16 protein-coding genes and 1 pseudogene are annotated in these 14,877 nt (G+C 38.0%); 11 read left to right on the top strand and 6 right to left on the bottom strand.

Annotated features, from left to right (window positions below; translation table 11 throughout):
• Positions 1-13 precede the first annotated feature (13 nt).
• From A6B45_RS07010 to argF, 6 genes are all read left to right on the top strand, one after another.
• Complete coding sequence (locus tag A6B45_RS07010; protein WP_072614498.1) at positions 14-502, top strand: phosphatidylglycerophosphatase A family protein; 489 nt, start codon at positions 14-16, stop codon at positions 500-502.
• An 87-nt stretch (positions 503-589) separates the two neighbouring features.
• The gene (locus A6B45_RS07005; protein WP_072613941.1) at positions 590-1,312 is read left to right on the top strand and encodes a YebC/PmpR family DNA-binding transcriptional regulator; all 723 of its coding nucleotides are present in this window, start codon (positions 590-592) and stop codon (positions 1,310-1,312) included.
• A gap of 349 nt (positions 1,313-1,661) precedes the next feature.
• A complete protein-coding gene (locus A6B45_RS07000) occupies positions 1,662-2,945 on the top strand; it encodes an adenylosuccinate synthase (RefSeq protein WP_072613940.1) in 1,284 nt (427 codons plus the stop codon).
• A 188-nt stretch (positions 2,946-3,133) separates the two neighbouring features.
• Positions 3,134-4,360, top strand: coding sequence for an argininosuccinate synthase (locus A6B45_RS06995; RefSeq protein WP_072613939.1), 1,227 nt, complete (start codon positions 3,134-3,136; stop codon positions 4,358-4,360).
• 55 nt (positions 4,361-4,415) lie between these two features.
• Positions 4,416-5,798: an argininosuccinate lyase gene (gene argH, locus A6B45_RS06990; RefSeq protein WP_072613938.1), complete on the top strand. Its 1,383-nt coding sequence runs from the start codon at positions 4,416-4,418 to the stop codon at positions 5,796-5,798.
• Positions 5,798-6,814, top strand: a complete 1,017-nt coding sequence (gene argF / locus A6B45_RS06985; RefSeq protein ID WP_072613937.1) for an ornithine carbamoyltransferase — start codon at positions 5,798-5,800, stop codon at positions 6,812-6,814. The genes argH and argF overlap by 1 nt, the downstream gene beginning before the upstream one ends.
• Before the next feature lie 400 nt (positions 6,815-7,214).
• Here the strand turns inward: argF and A6B45_RS06980 are convergent, their stop codons facing one another.
• Both A6B45_RS06980 and A6B45_RS06975 read right to left on the bottom strand, forming a co-directional pair.
• Entirely contained in the window at positions 7,215-8,909 is a 1,695-nt protein-coding gene (locus A6B45_RS06980) for an NFACT RNA binding domain-containing protein (protein ID WP_072613936.1), read from the bottom strand.
• A 183-nt stretch (positions 8,910-9,092) separates the two neighbouring features.
• Positions 9,093-9,350: pseudogene (locus A6B45_RS06975) on the bottom strand (thioredoxin family protein); the annotation flags it as partial.
• 175 nt (positions 9,351-9,525) lie between these two features.
• On the opposite strand from A6B45_RS06975, the gene A6B45_RS06970 reads away from it, so the two are divergent.
• A complete protein-coding gene (locus A6B45_RS06970) occupies positions 9,526-9,840 on the top strand; it encodes a SemiSWEET family transporter (RefSeq protein ID WP_072613935.1) in 315 nt (104 codons plus the stop codon).
• Between the two features lie 65 nt (positions 9,841-9,905).
• Here the strand turns inward: A6B45_RS06970 and A6B45_RS06965 are convergent, their stop codons facing one another.
• The 4 genes from A6B45_RS06965 to pnuC all read right to left on the bottom strand — a co-directional run bounded on the left by A6B45_RS06965 (position 9,906) and on the right by pnuC (position 12,347).
• The gene (locus A6B45_RS06965; protein WP_072613934.1) at positions 9,906-10,547 is read right to left on the bottom strand and encodes an NAD-dependent epimerase/dehydratase family protein; all 642 of its coding nucleotides are present in this window, start codon (positions 10,545-10,547) and stop codon (positions 9,906-9,908) included.
• 40 nt (positions 10,548-10,587) lie between these two features.
• The gene (locus tag A6B45_RS06960) at positions 10,588-11,220 is read right to left on the bottom strand and encodes a copper homeostasis protein CutC (protein ID WP_072613933.1); all 633 of its coding nucleotides are present in this window, start codon (positions 11,218-11,220) and stop codon (positions 10,588-10,590) included.
• 62 nt (positions 11,221-11,282) lie between these two features.
• A complete protein-coding gene (gene rpmF, locus A6B45_RS06955) occupies positions 11,283-11,456 on the bottom strand; it encodes a 50S ribosomal protein L32 (RefSeq protein ID WP_072613932.1) in 174 nt (57 codons plus the stop codon).
• 96 nt (positions 11,457-11,552) lie between these two features.
• A complete protein-coding gene (gene pnuC, locus A6B45_RS06950) occupies positions 11,553-12,347 on the bottom strand; it encodes a nicotinamide riboside transporter PnuC (RefSeq protein WP_072613931.1) in 795 nt (264 codons plus the stop codon).
• Between the two features lie 328 nt (positions 12,348-12,675).
• On the opposite strand from pnuC, the gene A6B45_RS06945 reads away from it, so the two are divergent.
• The 4 genes from A6B45_RS06945 (at position 12,676) to rplT (ending at position 14,741) form a co-directional block, all read left to right on the top strand.
• Positions 12,676-13,326, top strand: coding sequence for a DUF1361 domain-containing protein (locus A6B45_RS06945; protein ID WP_072613930.1), 651 nt, complete (start codon positions 12,676-12,678; stop codon positions 13,324-13,326).
• A 148-nt stretch (positions 13,327-13,474) separates the two neighbouring features.
• Positions 13,475-14,014: a translation initiation factor IF-3 gene (infC, locus tag A6B45_RS06940; RefSeq protein WP_050892168.1), complete on the top strand. Its 540-nt coding sequence runs from the start codon at positions 13,475-13,477 to the stop codon at positions 14,012-14,014.
• A 65-nt stretch (positions 14,015-14,079) separates the two neighbouring features.
• The gene (rpmI, locus tag A6B45_RS06935) at positions 14,080-14,277 is read left to right on the top strand and encodes a 50S ribosomal protein L35 (protein ID WP_002815120.1); all 198 of its coding nucleotides are present in this window, start codon (positions 14,080-14,082) and stop codon (positions 14,275-14,277) included.
• 44 nt (positions 14,278-14,321) lie between these two features.
• The gene (gene rplT / locus A6B45_RS06930; RefSeq protein ID WP_072613928.1) at positions 14,322-14,741 is read left to right on the top strand and encodes a 50S ribosomal protein L20; all 420 of its coding nucleotides are present in this window, start codon (positions 14,322-14,324) and stop codon (positions 14,739-14,741) included.
• The last annotated feature ends 136 nt before the right edge of the window (positions 14,742-14,877 follow it).

Raw genomic sequence — 14,877 nt, 5'->3', positions numbered from 1 at the left:
AGGACAAACCGAAATGACTAAAGAATTACAAGAATCAGCAATTGCAACGCTTGCACGTCGAGGTGTGACCACCAACGATATCGCCGAAGGCACACGTACATTTTTGAGTGATAAATACAAAGATACTATTAATGAAGAAGTATTGGCCAAATCTATTACACATGTTCTTTACAAAGATGAAGTAGCTGATATTATTTTGACCGCGATATACCTTGATGAACAAGCAGAAGTTATGCCCGATGACCAACCCTTAAAAGCGCGTTTGCAACGCGATGCCAATGGTCATAATGTTGATGAAATTTTGGCGATTGCGATAACACAGCAATTTTCTGCTGCCGCAACTGTACATTATGGTTTGCTAGATGACTTAAAACCAGGGTTAATTGGCGAAATTAATGACAAAACAGACAGTATTAATGTTTATTTGGACGATATCTTGGCAGCTTTGATTGCTAGTTCAGCAATGTCGTATTTAGAATTATTAGGTGGAAATCAATACTAGAATTTCCTGAATTGTGACATACTGGTAAGAATGGCTATTTTTTGTTAAAATAGAATCGTTATTCATTAATTTCAAGGAGATGACACAATGTCAGGACACAGTAAATGGCATAACATTCAAGGTCGTAAAAACGCCCAAGATGCTAAGCGTGGAAAAATTTTTCAAAAGATAGCGCACGACTTATATGTTGCTGCAAAGGCTGGCGGTGCTGATCCAGATATGAACGCATCGTTACGTCTAGTTGTTGAAAAAGCCAAGGCTGCTAACATGCCAAAGGAAAATATTCAACGTGCTTTAGATAAAGCTTCAGGTGCCAATGGTGCCAAATTCGAAGAAGTAACCTATGAGGGTTATGGTACTGCTGGCGTGGCTGTTCTAGTTGAGGCGTCTACAGACAATATCAATCGTACAGTATCGAGTGTTCGTAATTCATTTAAGCATGCTGGTGGTGCATTAGGAACCTCTGGTTCAGTTGCATTCCAATTTGATCGTAGGGGATACTTGGCTATTGACCGTAGCGCATTCCCAGATTTGGATGAAGATACAATTTTGGAAGCTGCATTAGAAGCGGGTGCGGAAGATGTTCAAACGTCTGATGATGTATTTGAAATCTATACGGAACCAGCTGATTTTCAATCAGTTGAATCGGCTTTGACTGAAGCTGGTTATGTGTTTGAAGAAGCAGAAGTGACAATGATTGCTCAAAATCCCATGGACATTTCTGAAGAAGACCGTGAAAAGCTTGATAAGTTAGTAGATGAACTGGAAGAAAACGAAGACGTTTTGGCAGTTTATACGACAGCAGATTAACATCATTAAATACATCAGTTGATGTATTTTTTTATGTAAAAAACTATCTAAAAAGGGCAAATAATGTCCTTTTTATTTAAATGAAAAAGCAATAAACTAATCTATAATCAATAAATGTTAGAAAAATATAGGAATATTCTCAAAATAAAATCTATAAATATGGTAAAATGGATAAGTAAAAAACGTTTAACGCATTTAATGTTCGTTTTTTACTAAAAAAGCAACATGAATAGAGGGACACTCACAGATAGGTGCAAACAGATTAGTTATTATTCTTAACAATAACTAGTTTTCTCCGACAAGCCTATCCCGTCTGAAAGCAGCTATTGATGTTATAGGAGAAAAATATATGTCTGGTGTAATTGTCGTTGGTTCGCAATGGGGTGATGAAGGAAAAGGAAAAATCGTTGACTTTTTCGCAGAACATGCGGACGCAGTAGTGCGTTATCAAGGTGGTAATAACGCAGGACACACAATTTGGCATGGTGATACAAAATTTGAGTTATCGGCATTGCCATCAGGAATCGTTACGAAGGGTCAACTTGCAATTATCGGTAATGGTGTGGTTATTAATCCAGAAGCACTATTAGCTGAAATTAAAGAAGTTGAGTCTCAAGGTGTTACAGTTGAAAATTTGATTATTTCAAATCGAGCGCATGTGATTATGCCTTATCATATCGCATTAGACAAAGCATCTGAAACAGCATCAAATAATCGTATTGGTACAACAAAAAAGGGTATCGGCCCAGCTTATACAGATAAAATTTCACGTGTTGGTATTCGTGTTGCTGACTTAATTGATCCAGAAATTTTTGGCAAGTTGTTAAAAGAGTACTTACCATTCAAGAATGCCCAATTAACCAAGTTATATGGTGAAGAAGCGCTTGACTATAATGAAATATATGATAAATACGTTGAGTATGGTCGTCAATTAGCACCATACGTTACGGATACCTCATACTTACTTGGCCAACAAATGAAAGAAAACAAGCGTGTGGTTTTCGAAGGAGCCCAAGGGGTCATGTTAGACGTGGACCACGGTACCTACCCATTTGTTACCAGTTCAAATCCAACTGCGGGTGGCGTTATGAATGGCGCGGGTGTGGGACCAAAGCAAATTCAAGATGTTGTGGGTGTTATTAAAGCTTATACATCACGCGTTGGTTCGGGACCATTTCCAACAGAATTGTTTAATGATACAGCAGACCATATTCGTGAAATTGGCCATGAATACGGTGTTGTAACAAAGCGCCCACGCCGAATTGGCTGGTTAGATGTTGTTGCATTGCGTCATGCAGTGCAAGTATCTGGCCTAACAAAACTAGCTATTAATTCATTAGATGTTTTATCTGGGTTAAAAGAAGTGAAGATTGCAACATCATATACTTATAAAGGTGAAGAAATTCATCATTTCCCAGCATCAGATACTTGGTTCCAAGGATTAGATGTTAACTTTGAAACTCTGCCTGGTTGGGAAGAAGATATTACTGGTGTCACAAAGTTTGAAGACTTACCAGTTAATGCACAGAACTATTTGAATAGAATTTCTGAATTATTGGAAGTTGATCTATTAAGTTTCGCTGTTGGTCCTAAGCCAGAGCAGACACATTTATTGCGCCCAGTTTGGGAATAAACATTATAATTAAAAAAGCAAATAAGATGAATAAATACATCTTATCTGCTTTTTTTTATTAAATATACAATAAATTAGCATATATTCACTTTTATACTGTATATAAACGAAATATAATTGCATATTTAACCAAACGGAGTTAATATATAATCATCGAATAGCTAAAGAAAAATGATGAGGGCAAAATTATGACAGACACATTAGTATTAGCATACTCCGGCGGTTTAGATACTTCAGTAGCCATTCCTTGGTTAAAGGATAAAGGGTACGATGTTATCGCAGTTGTTTTGGATGTTGGACAACATGGCAAGAATTTAAATGAAATTCAAGCAAAAGCCCTAAAAGTTGGTGCCAAACAATCAATTGTTATTGATGCAAAAGCTGAATTTGCGGATAAATATGTTGCACCAGTTATTAAAGCTAACATGATGTATGAAGGCGAATATCCAATGGTATCAGCTTTGTCTCGTCCATTAATCATCAAAAAGTTAGTTGACATCGCACATGAAAATGATGCCGTTGCGATTGCGCATGGCTCAACGGGTCATGGTAACGATCAAGTACGTTTCGAAGCCGCAATTCATGCATTGGACCCTGACATGAAGATTGAAGCGCCCATTCGTGATTTTCAGTGGTCACGTGAAGAAGAAATTCAATATGCACAAGAACACGATGTTCCGGTACCTATTGATTTAGATTCACCATACTCAATTGATGAGAATTTATGGGGACGTGCCAATGAAGCTGGTATCTTAGAAAATCCATGGAATCAAGCACCGGAAGATGCTTTTGCATTAACTACTGCCATTGAAGATGCGCCGGATACACCAGAATTTATTGATGTTACTTTCGAAGCTGGTGTGCCAGTCGCGCTTAATGGTGAAGTATTGTCATTAGAAAAGCTCATTGTGGCGGTTAATGAGCTTGCTGGAAAGCATGGTATTGGCCGTATCGATCATATTGAAAATCGTTTGGTTGGTATTAAGTCACGTGAAATTTATGAAGCACCAGCTGCAGCTGTATTGATGACAGCACATAAGGATTTGGAAGATTTGACACTCGAACGTGATGTTGCTCATTTCAAGCCAATTGTGGAACAACAGCTAGCTAATTTGGTTTATGAAGCGAAGTGGGTATCGCCATTGTTTGATAGTTTAATGGCCTTTATTGATAGCACACAACAAAATGTCAATGGTGTGGTTAAGATGAAATTGTTTAAGGGTAATGCCACTGCGGTTGCCCGTCAATCTGAACACAACTCACTATACGATGAAGATTTGGCAACGTATACATCAGCATCATCATTTGATCAAGCATCTGCGGTAGGATTTATCAAATTGTGGACACTAAGTAATACGGTTTATGAACAAGTCAATCATGTCCATTCACAAGCAAAAAAGAACACAGTGAAATAAAAAATACGAGCTTAGCTCGTGTACGTAGATGGCAATAAAGGGAGTAATGAATAATATGAGTGATAAATTATGGGGTGGTCGTTTTACTGCTAAAGCTGCAGAATGGGTAGATGAATTTGGTGCTTCAATTCACTTCGATCAAAAAATGGCAGCTGAAGATATTGAAGGTTCGATAGCACATGCGAAAATGCTTGGCAAACAAGGCATTATCAGTACGGAGGAATCAGAAAAAATCGCTGCTGGTTTGAAAATCATCAATGAAGAACTAATTGCTGGAAAAATTGAGTTTGACGTTAAAAACGAAGATATTCATATGAATATCGAATCATTATTGACCGAAAAAATTGGTCCGGTTGCAGGGAAATTGCATACTGCTCGTTCTCGTAATGACCAAGTGGCCACTGATTTTCATTTATGGGTCAAGCATCGTTTGCCTCACGTTCTAGAATCTTTAACTGAATTGCAAGAGGAGTTGCTAACTTTGGCGACAACTCATGCAGGAACTATCATGTCTGGGTATACGCATTTGCAACATGCACAGCCAATAACTTATGGTCACTATCTTCTTGCATACTTTGAGATGTTTCAACGTGATTATGAACGTTTCGAATTCAATCAAAAGCATACAGACATTTTGCCGTTAGGAGCAGCAGCATTAGCCGGGACAACTTTCCCGATTGACCGTGAATTTGTTGCTTCAGAACTGGGTTTTGACAGTATTTATCACAACTCATTAGATGCTGTGTCAGATCGTGATTTTGCTTTAGAATTCTTGTCAAACGCTGCTATATTAATGATGCATCTATCTAGAATGGCAGAAGAATTAATTTTGTGGTCAACTTACGAATTTAACTACATTGAACTATCAGATGATTTTTCAACCGGATCGTCAATTATGCCACAAAAAAAGAATGCTGATTTTGCTGAATTAGTTCGTGGAAAAACAGGAAGAAGTTATGGCGCATTAATGGGTCTGTTGACAACGATGAAGTCATTACCACTAGCCTACAACAAAGATATGCAAGAGGATAAAGAACAGGTCTTTGATATGATGGATACGGTTCTAGCCTCTGTTAAGGTGTTTACGGGTATGCTAAGTGGCTTGACGGTTCATAAAGAACGTATGCTGGCTACAACACAAGATGATTTTTCAAATGCGACTGAACTAGCGGATTACTTGGCCACTAAAGGTGTACCATTCCGTGAAGCCCACGCAATTGTGGGACAATTGGTTTTGACTGGTATTCAATCAAAAACGCCATTACAAAAAATGGCTCTATCTGATTTGCAAGCCGTAGCCCCGCAAATAGAAGAAGACATTTACGACAAACTACAGTCTGAAACAGCAGTTAACCGACGCACTTCGTTAGGCGGTACAGCTGTTGAGAATGTTAAAAAAGAAATTGTAAGAAATAAAAAGATTTTGGAGGCAAGGTAATGCATTCACATTTTCAAGGAAAATCTTTTCTTAAAGAAATTGATTTTACAAAAAAAGAGTTAGAAACGCTCATTGATTTAGCAGCACATTTTAAATATTTGAAACAAAATAATATTCCCCATAAGTATTTAGAGGGCAAAAACATTGCCTTGTTGTTTGAAAAAACTTCAACGCGTACGCGTTCTTCTTTTACCGTTGCTGCAAATGACTTAGGCGCTCATCCAGAGTTTCTAGGTAAAAACGATATTCAATTTGGCAAAAAAGAATCCCTAGAAGATACGGCAAAGGTCTTTGGGAGCATGTACGATGCAATTGAATATCGCGGATTTTCACAAGCTACAGTGGAAGGATTAGCCACTTACAGTGGCGTGCCAGTTTGGAATGGGCTGACAGATGATTGGCATCCAACGCAAATGTTAGCTGATTTTCTTACTATTAAGGAGCAGCTAGGCCATATAGCTGGTGTTACCTTAGCCTATATGGGTGATGGTCGGAATAACGTTGCTAATTCTCTGTTGGTAACAGGGGCAATATTAGGCGTTAATGTGCACATTGTGTCACCAAAAAGTTTGCAACCAAGTGAAGAAATTCTAAATATAGCCAATCAGAAAGCTGCTGAATCGGGCGCAAAATTGATTGTTACAGATGACATTGATGCTGGCGTAGATGGTGTTGACGTCTTGTACACGGATGTGTGGGCTTCGATGGGTGAAGAAGATACGTTTGCAGAAAGAATAAAGTTATTATCACCTTATCAAATTAACGCAACATTAGTCAAAAAAACAAACAATGAACAGGTGATTGTGTTACATGATTTACCAGCATTTCATGACTTGAATACTAAAATGGCGCAAGACATTTATGATAAGTTTGGTATTAAAGAGATGGAAATCACTGATGAGGTCTTTCATGCTTCATATGCGCATCAATTTGAGCAAGCAGAAAACCGGCTACATACAATTAAAGCTGTCATGGCAGCAACTTTAGGAAATATGTTTATTCCTGAACTGAATTAAAAATAGCAAAAGGGAAAAGGATTCTAAATAATTAGGATCCTTTTTGTATGTCGGTTTGATTCTCTAATGAAATAACAGAAATAGGTCACTTAAGTGATTGCCAGTGCTAATCTTCTACTTCGGGTAATTCCAATTCCCTTTGACCTAGTAGTATACGCAACCTGTTGGTCAAGCTTATCGGTCATTTCTTGCATGAGATTAGATTAATAGTAACTTTAAAAATGGGTAGGGGATGATGGCATCCAATGACAGAAAACTTATTTAAGGATAAAATTGTAGCTAATCAGTTTAACGACTATAATGACGTGCGAGAATAGGTTTTGGGATATGATTTTGTTATGTGGATTTGAAATCCAGTCGAGCAAATAAAAAGACCAAAGCATTTGTTTTGGTCTTTTTATTATTTTATTCTCAGCTTTGATACTAAACTAGCATCGGGCGTAACATATAGTGTTTGCTGTCCTTCAAAAATAACAAAACCTGGCTTTGAACCATTTGGTTTGCGCAGTTTTCCGGCGGGTAAATAATCGACGGGAACATTGGCAGATTCACGAGCCTTGCTGAAGTAAGCAGCGAGCTTTGCGGCCTCAATAAGTGTTGTATCTGAAGGTTTAGAATCATGAATAATAACGTGTGATCCTGGTATTTTTTGGACGTGTAGCCAAATATCTCGACGATCAGCTTGTTTTAATGAAAGTCTTTCGTTTTGTAAGTTGTTTTTACCAACTTCAATCAACGTGCCATCGGAACTTTCAAATTTATCAGGCTTTGATACCTTTGGTTTTTGTTTATTTTTCTTATTGGCGCGAATGTATCCCTCAGCGGTTAATTCGAGGCGGATATCTTCTACGTCCTTTGGAGATGCAACATCTAATTGTGCGACAATATTATTAAAATAGTCAATTTCTGCGTCGGTCAACGCAATTTGCTCATTAACAAAATCTACGGCCGTACGTAATTTACGGTATCTGTTGAAATATTTTTCAGCATTTTTCAGACCGTTTAGTTTAGGATCTAAGGGGATTTCTAGTAAATTATTATTGTCATAATAATTTTCAATAGATACGCTTTTCATCCCTTTTTGAACGAGATGGGGATAGGTAATTAGTAAATCGCCTTTGACTTTTAACTCATCAGCGTTTTCAGCGTCTTCAAGCGTTTTTAATAATTTCTTTCGTTTAGCCGTATTTTTTTTCAATTCGTTTTTAACAACCCGAACGAGGGTACCGGCTTGTTGGTTGACACGTTCTCTTTCAGCTTTTCCGATGTAATAGGCGTCAAGCATGGTGCCTAACGTTGAAAATTCTTCCTGTGACACGCTGTCTTGCAACCACTCAAAGGCAGAGTAGCTAAGAGAACCATCTTTTGAAGTGAAAAGTGTGGGGGTGAGATGGTCAAAATGAGCCAACCAATCACGCGCATGTGCTAATTGATCACCTGTCTGATCAATTGCTCGAGCCAATGCTTCCGCGGATTCTTTTCCGAATCCTTGATATGTTTTTTGAATGTATTTGGGCCATTCTTCGAAAGGCGTATCTAGGATCATTTGAGCTAAACCATCTAGCCCTGCAGTAAACGGATTCTTCAAATTCTGGGCAGGAGGCAAAACATAAGTTGCACCAGGAATCAAAGAACGGACACGATTTTGGTCGGCAGGAACGTGTTTAATTAGTTCCAAGATACGGGCATCACTTTCGCGAACTAAAAACAGGTTTGAGTGACGTCCCATCATCTCCAAGGTTAAGCGGATTTCTTGTATGTCCCCTAATTCATTACGTGCATTAACGTAAAAATTAATGATACGATCATTTTCAACCTGCTCAATTTTTTGTAATTTAGCGCCTTCTAAATAGCGTCGTAAAAACATTACGAAGTTTGGTGCAGTTTGCGGGTTTTCGTAGGGAATACGTGTGATTTGGGCACGTGCGTAGCTGGGATGAGCACTCAGTAGGAGCGGATAGTTCTGCCCATTATTGCGGACCACGAGTACAATTTCATTTGGATAAGGTTGGTGAACCTTGGTGATGCGGCCACCTGTAATTAAATCATTTAGTTCATGCACAATCGCGTGCGTAAATAGTCCATCTAAGGGCATTCTGTGTACTTCCTTTTATCATTTGTTGCAGCTGAGAAAATATTTATATCATAGTTACAAACGTTTTATTGGTTTAATTTATCATTCTTTAATTGTATCACGTAATAATAGAGGAGTTGGTTCACTTCTAATATTTGTATGCATAAAAAACTACTTAACCTAGAGTAGTTTTTTTTATTTAAATCAAAGGACAGGTAACGGGTTGCTTGTCTCAATGGCGGAAACGATTTCTTCCAGTGATTGGCTACCAAAAATAACATTATCGCTATTATTAATAATCATTGCGGGCACACTCATGATATGATGTGATTCGCGTAGTTCAGGGAATAATTGCAAGTCAATCATTTCGGCAGTTACATTATCATTAATTGCGGCAATGTGTTGGCAAGCAGCCACAATATCTGGGCAAAAATGACAAGTTAATGATACACCGATATTCAAACTGTTTTTGTTATACAACGTTTTGAATTCAAAAATTAGGAATCAGTTTAAATTTTTTAAATGTGAAGAACATAGCATTCATCCTAAAATATAAAACGATATTTGTGGCGTATTTTACATAAAAATCACATAATGTTATAATGAAATCATTGTATTTACATATGAAAGGAACCCAATGAATTACGACAATTACGTCCCGAAAGAGTCAAGAAAAGAAGTTAGTCAAGAGAGAATTAGATTTCTGAAACTGTTAAGTAAGGTAGCGGTAGTATTTTGCTGTTTGATGTATATTTCTTATATTCCACAGATTACAGCCAATTTGTCCGGAAAACCTGTATCGGTACTTCAACCTCTGTGTGCCACAGTTAATGCAACTTTGTGGGTAACTTATGGCTGGTTAAAAACCTATAAGGATTGGCCTGTGATTCTAGCTAATATACCAGGTGTGATTTTCGGTGTAGTAACGGTAGTAACGGTCTATATTCATTAAAAAATCAAGTTATAGATAATAAAAAGCGTTTGACTAAATCATTTAGTCAAACGTTTTTTTAGCACTTATTTCATTTTTATATTTCGTTTCAGTAGGGCGCTTTCCTTGCCATTTAAAATATTTTCAACTTCTATAGCAAAGGTTTTGCGACTTATAGGACGATAACGCTGTAAAAATTTTAATCCCGGAATGTGTTGTAGAGTTACAAGAATAATAGCGGGAATATAAGAATAAATTCTTGATTTATCATAGACAATACCAGGATAAACATTATAGGCTCTGTCGTTTAATAGGGCTTTAGCCGAGTGCTCTACGGATAGTTTGGCCCGCAAATAGGCATTTAAAAAGAAAGGTGTCGCATTGGCGGAAACAAACAAAAACTTAGTCTGATTCGTTGTCGCAAGAACATCCAAGAGTCTTTGCGCGGGCTGAACGCTACTGTTTTGGTAATTAATATGTTTGAAAGGATTGGGTAGCAATATTCCTACAGCATCAACAACCCAATCCGCTTCTTTGAGTAAGTCTTGCCATTCCCCAGCCTTATTTAAATCAGCGACGTGGTAAGTAACTTGGTCAGTTACGTTAGTAGGACGGAATTGATGCCGTGATAAACTATGCAATTCAAAGCCTTTGTTGTTCAAAGCCGATAAGATGCCTTGACCAACAAAACCTGTCCCACCAACAACAATTATTTTTTTGTTATCCATCATAGCTCTCCTTGATTTTAAAATCGTATCGTGCTAAAAATTAAACAATTTGTGTGCCATGGACCTCATTAACGCCTAGAATATTAGCTATGGATTCAGCATTCATCTTTGTGACACCGCCACCAGGTAAAATAGTCAAATTCGCTGGGGAGCTGTTGACTAATGTTTGCAAATGAGGCAGTGACTGTATAATTGGTACTGAAAGTGGACCACCATGAGTTAGTATCCGCTTGACACCATGGTCAGATAGCCAGTTCATTGCATTTTGTTGTTTATGGTTTGCGATTTGATCAAATGCCATATGCATGACAACTTGTAAATGCAATTTATGAGCGCAACCAATTAAAATAGACATGCTATTAAAGTCTAGGTCATCGGCGGAGACAGCACCGAAAGTGACTATCTCACCGCCAACATCAGCAATTATCTGCATGGTATCCAACATTTGTTCGATTTCACTGCTGATATATTCAAAATCACCACCACGTGGGCGAACCATGATAACAACAGGTAACTCATTAGCAATCGCTAATGTATCAATAATTTTTTTAGTATCAGGTGTAATGCCACCCAAATCAAGTCGTGAATTTAATTCAATACGATTGGCCCCACGTGATATCATTTCACGAGCACCTTGCACGGAATCAACCGCGGCTTCTTTTATTTTAATCATAGGTAATTAGTAGTTTTTGCCTTTAAACAAAAAAACCCGTTCATTATGAACGAGTGTCATTGTTACTTTTTATCAATAACTTGCTTGCCGTTGTAAACACCAGAAGGTGAAACGCGGTGTGAAACGCGATATTCACCCGTTGTTTGATCCAAGACAATGCTAGGAACGTTCAAGCCGATGTGACCGCGACGATTACGCTTGTGAGACTTTGAATTCTTGTTTGATGGGGTAGCCATAAGAGCACCTCCTTTCGTTTCAATTTATCAACTAGTCAAGTTTACCGAAGTTTTAAATATTTGTCAAGGGTTACGGTTTATTAATGTCAAGGAAATTTACTTGACATGAGATTGGATAATTTCTTGAGTATACACCTTATGGTGGAACCATGAAGATTGAAAGACGCCAATCAAATCGTTACCGATATATAGCATATAGGTTAAGAATAAGACCCAGTTTGCATCGCCATGGACAGCAGTTAGCCCCCATAATAGTACTTGAGCAACTCCCTGAATAAGCCACATGGCAAAAGCTTCTGAAAAACGAAAAGTTGTTAACAGGGCGCCAACGAGTCCAGTTGCCAAGACAGCCGAATCGGCAATAGGTCTTGGTGTGTGCAAAACTTGTGTTTCAAATAGATAAGATGCAATGAAAGCGATGATTGCTGATCCGATCAGAACAGGATACCAAAAAGATTTGCCGTGCTTTTCACCACGAGCATCGGTTTCGTGTATGAAACGAATTCGCTTTTCAACATCTATTGCCCAGCCAGGCATGATTAAAACGGGAATATCAAGTAATACAATATATACGGCTTGTAATACTGCATCGGCGGGGTTATTGGCTTGGAGTGCCATTGCGATATAAATTAAAGCAGAAAGTAAACCGAAAACGCCATTTAAGGGTCGAGCATTGGTGATAGCCAATGTTGTTGTAAATCCTAAAATTGCGGCGACAAATGTCCACCAGGTCATATGATTAATGGGAGAGCCAGCAAAGAATGAGCTATAAGTAATGACTAAGTAGCCGAAAATTAATAAGATGTAAGAAGTTCTTGTCCAGCCAGACATCTGATGAACGTACCATTTGAACGAAAATAAATCTTTAAATGCAATTTTTTGTGAAGACATAGCGTAACACTTGCAGTGATAGGTATCCGTTGGACAGCACTGCACCTTTCTGATTGAGATTAAAAATACATTATATTAGAATTCGTTTGATAAAACCACTACCAATCAGAATGAATAAATACAATATTGCTTTCAATAACTCTTTTATTATTTTGAATCATTTCTTCTCCTTTTCTATTTAATTTGAGTGTACAACACAAAATTTGACTTGTGTTGAAATTTCAAACTAAAAGACAATTGTCGTCCATGTTACAATGATAGTAAGTGATTGTTAGTTAACAATTTCGTATAAAATAGTTTATAAATTGTTTGTAGAGGTTGGGTATATATGAAGAAACAAGACATAACAAGTGTTTTAGCGATACATGTCATTGTATTATTATTTTTTGGGTTTGTTTTACTAACACCAACACATTTTACTTTCTTGAATTGGAACATTTTTTTGGCGTTGTTGCCATTAGATTTTGCCATTATTGTAAATATTAGTAAACGTCGATCCATCCAAATTATTTTTAGCTTGTTGTGGCTATTATTTTATCCAAATACGATGTATATGATTACCGATTTTATTCATTTGCAATATGTTGGTATCGGACTCACTGTTCGTATGCAATACTTCAATTACGCGGTGTTAGCAGCAGGGGTCTTTATGGGTGTTGTTTTGGGGATGTTAAGCATTGAACTGATGCTAAAGCATTATTTCAATAGAAGGTATGAAATATTACAATTGGTTCTGATATTTGGTTTGTCATTAATTGCCAGTGTCGGTATTTATCTTGGTCGTTTCTTGCGTTTGAATTCTTGGGATGTTTTTACACAAACACATCGTGTGGCAAGATTGGTTGTGTCATCAACGAGCATGCACATGTTAGCATTTGTGATACTGTTTGCCGGTGTGCAGTTTGCCATCCTAGTCATCAGTCACTTTGGTATTAGCCTTATCCACAATGTAGTTGACAAAAATGAGGAAACAGAGTAAACTAATAGATGTTGAACAAGTAGAAGCACCCGCTTCTCGCCAAGTGACTATGTTGCTTGGCAGATACAGTTGTACGAAAGTACTGCAAGTGTGGAAGTGGGTAAAGATTAAGTTCTTGGCCCACTTTTCTTCTTGATTCACAAAATAAATTTGGAGGTGCCTGACAATAGCACGTCAACCACGACAAGTTGATTTAGTCAACGAAAATATCCGCGCCCCACGTGTTTTGCTTATCCACGATGGTAAGCAAGAAGAAATGTCAACACGTGACGCACAACAGTTAGCGAATGATGCAGACATGGACTTGGTATTGGTGCAAGCTAATGCAGAAGTTCCAGTTGCCAAGATCATGGATTGGGGTAAAGCGAAGTTCGAAGCTCAAAAGAAGCAAAAAGAACAACGTAAAAACCAAAAAATTGTTCAAGTTAAAGAAGTTCGCATGTCACCAGTGATTGATTCTGGCGATTTCGAAACACGTAAGAAAGCAGCAATTAAGTTCCTGTCACAAGGTAACAAGGTTAAGCTTAACTTGCGTTTCCGTGGTCGTATGATTACTCACCAAGACATTGGTCGTGAGGTCTTAGACCGCATGGCTGAAGAACTTAATGACATTGCCAAGGTTGAACAACGTGCCAAAATGGACGGCCGCCAAATGTTTTTGGTCTTGGCACCACGCGATGCCAAGTAAGTTAGTGTTTAGTAGCTTGCTATAGTAAGCATAAACAAAAATCGTAAAGTAGGAGAATTGGTCACATGCCAAAGATGAAGACACACCGCGCATCAGCAAAGCGCTTTAAGAAGACAGCCAATGGTGGCTTGAAGTCAGCTTCAGCTTATACTTCACACCGTTTCCACGGTAAGACAAAGAAGCAACGTCGTCAATTGCGTGGTACACGCATGATGGATTCAACGACTGTAAAGACATACGCTAAGATGTTGAGCACGCTCTAATTTCAAGGTACGTCTAATTATTTAATTTCTAGGAGGAAATACCCATGCGAGTTAAGGGTGGTACAGTGTCACGCGCACGTCGTAAAAAGTTTGTTAAGTTGGCCAAGGGTTACCGTGGACAACGTCGTATTAATTATAAGGTTGCTAAGCAACAAGTTTACAAGTCTTACTTGTACGCTTACCGTGATCGTAAGAACACAAAGCGTAACTTCCGTAAGTTGTGGATTGCTCGTATCAACGCAGCAGCACGCATGAACGGTTTGTCATACTCAAAGTTGATGCACGGTTTGACATTGGCAGGTGTTGAATTGAACCGTAAGATGTTGGCTGAAATCGCTGTTTCTGACTTTGACACATTCTCAAAGTTGGCTGACCAAGCTAAAGAAGCATTGTCATCTGACAATGTTTTGGTTCCAGCACGTAACGCAGCAACTGTTGAAACAACTGTTTCAGTTGAACGTTAATCATCAAACTAAAAACGCTTATAGCGTTTTTTTATTTTGATTAAAAGTTGACAAATTAGATAAAAATTGTTTTAATGATATTATCAAATAAATGAGAAAATAACATGACATATCAATCAACAACAACTGAACAAAT

It is taken from the genome of Leuconostoc suionicum (assembly GCF_001891125.1).
In the GTDB taxonomy this organism is placed as follows: Bacteria; Bacillota; Bacilli; order Lactobacillales; family Lactobacillaceae; genus Leuconostoc; species Leuconostoc suionicum.
Note: the sequence above shows the minus strand (reverse complement) of the source record. Positions and strands in the feature narration are given on the sequence as shown.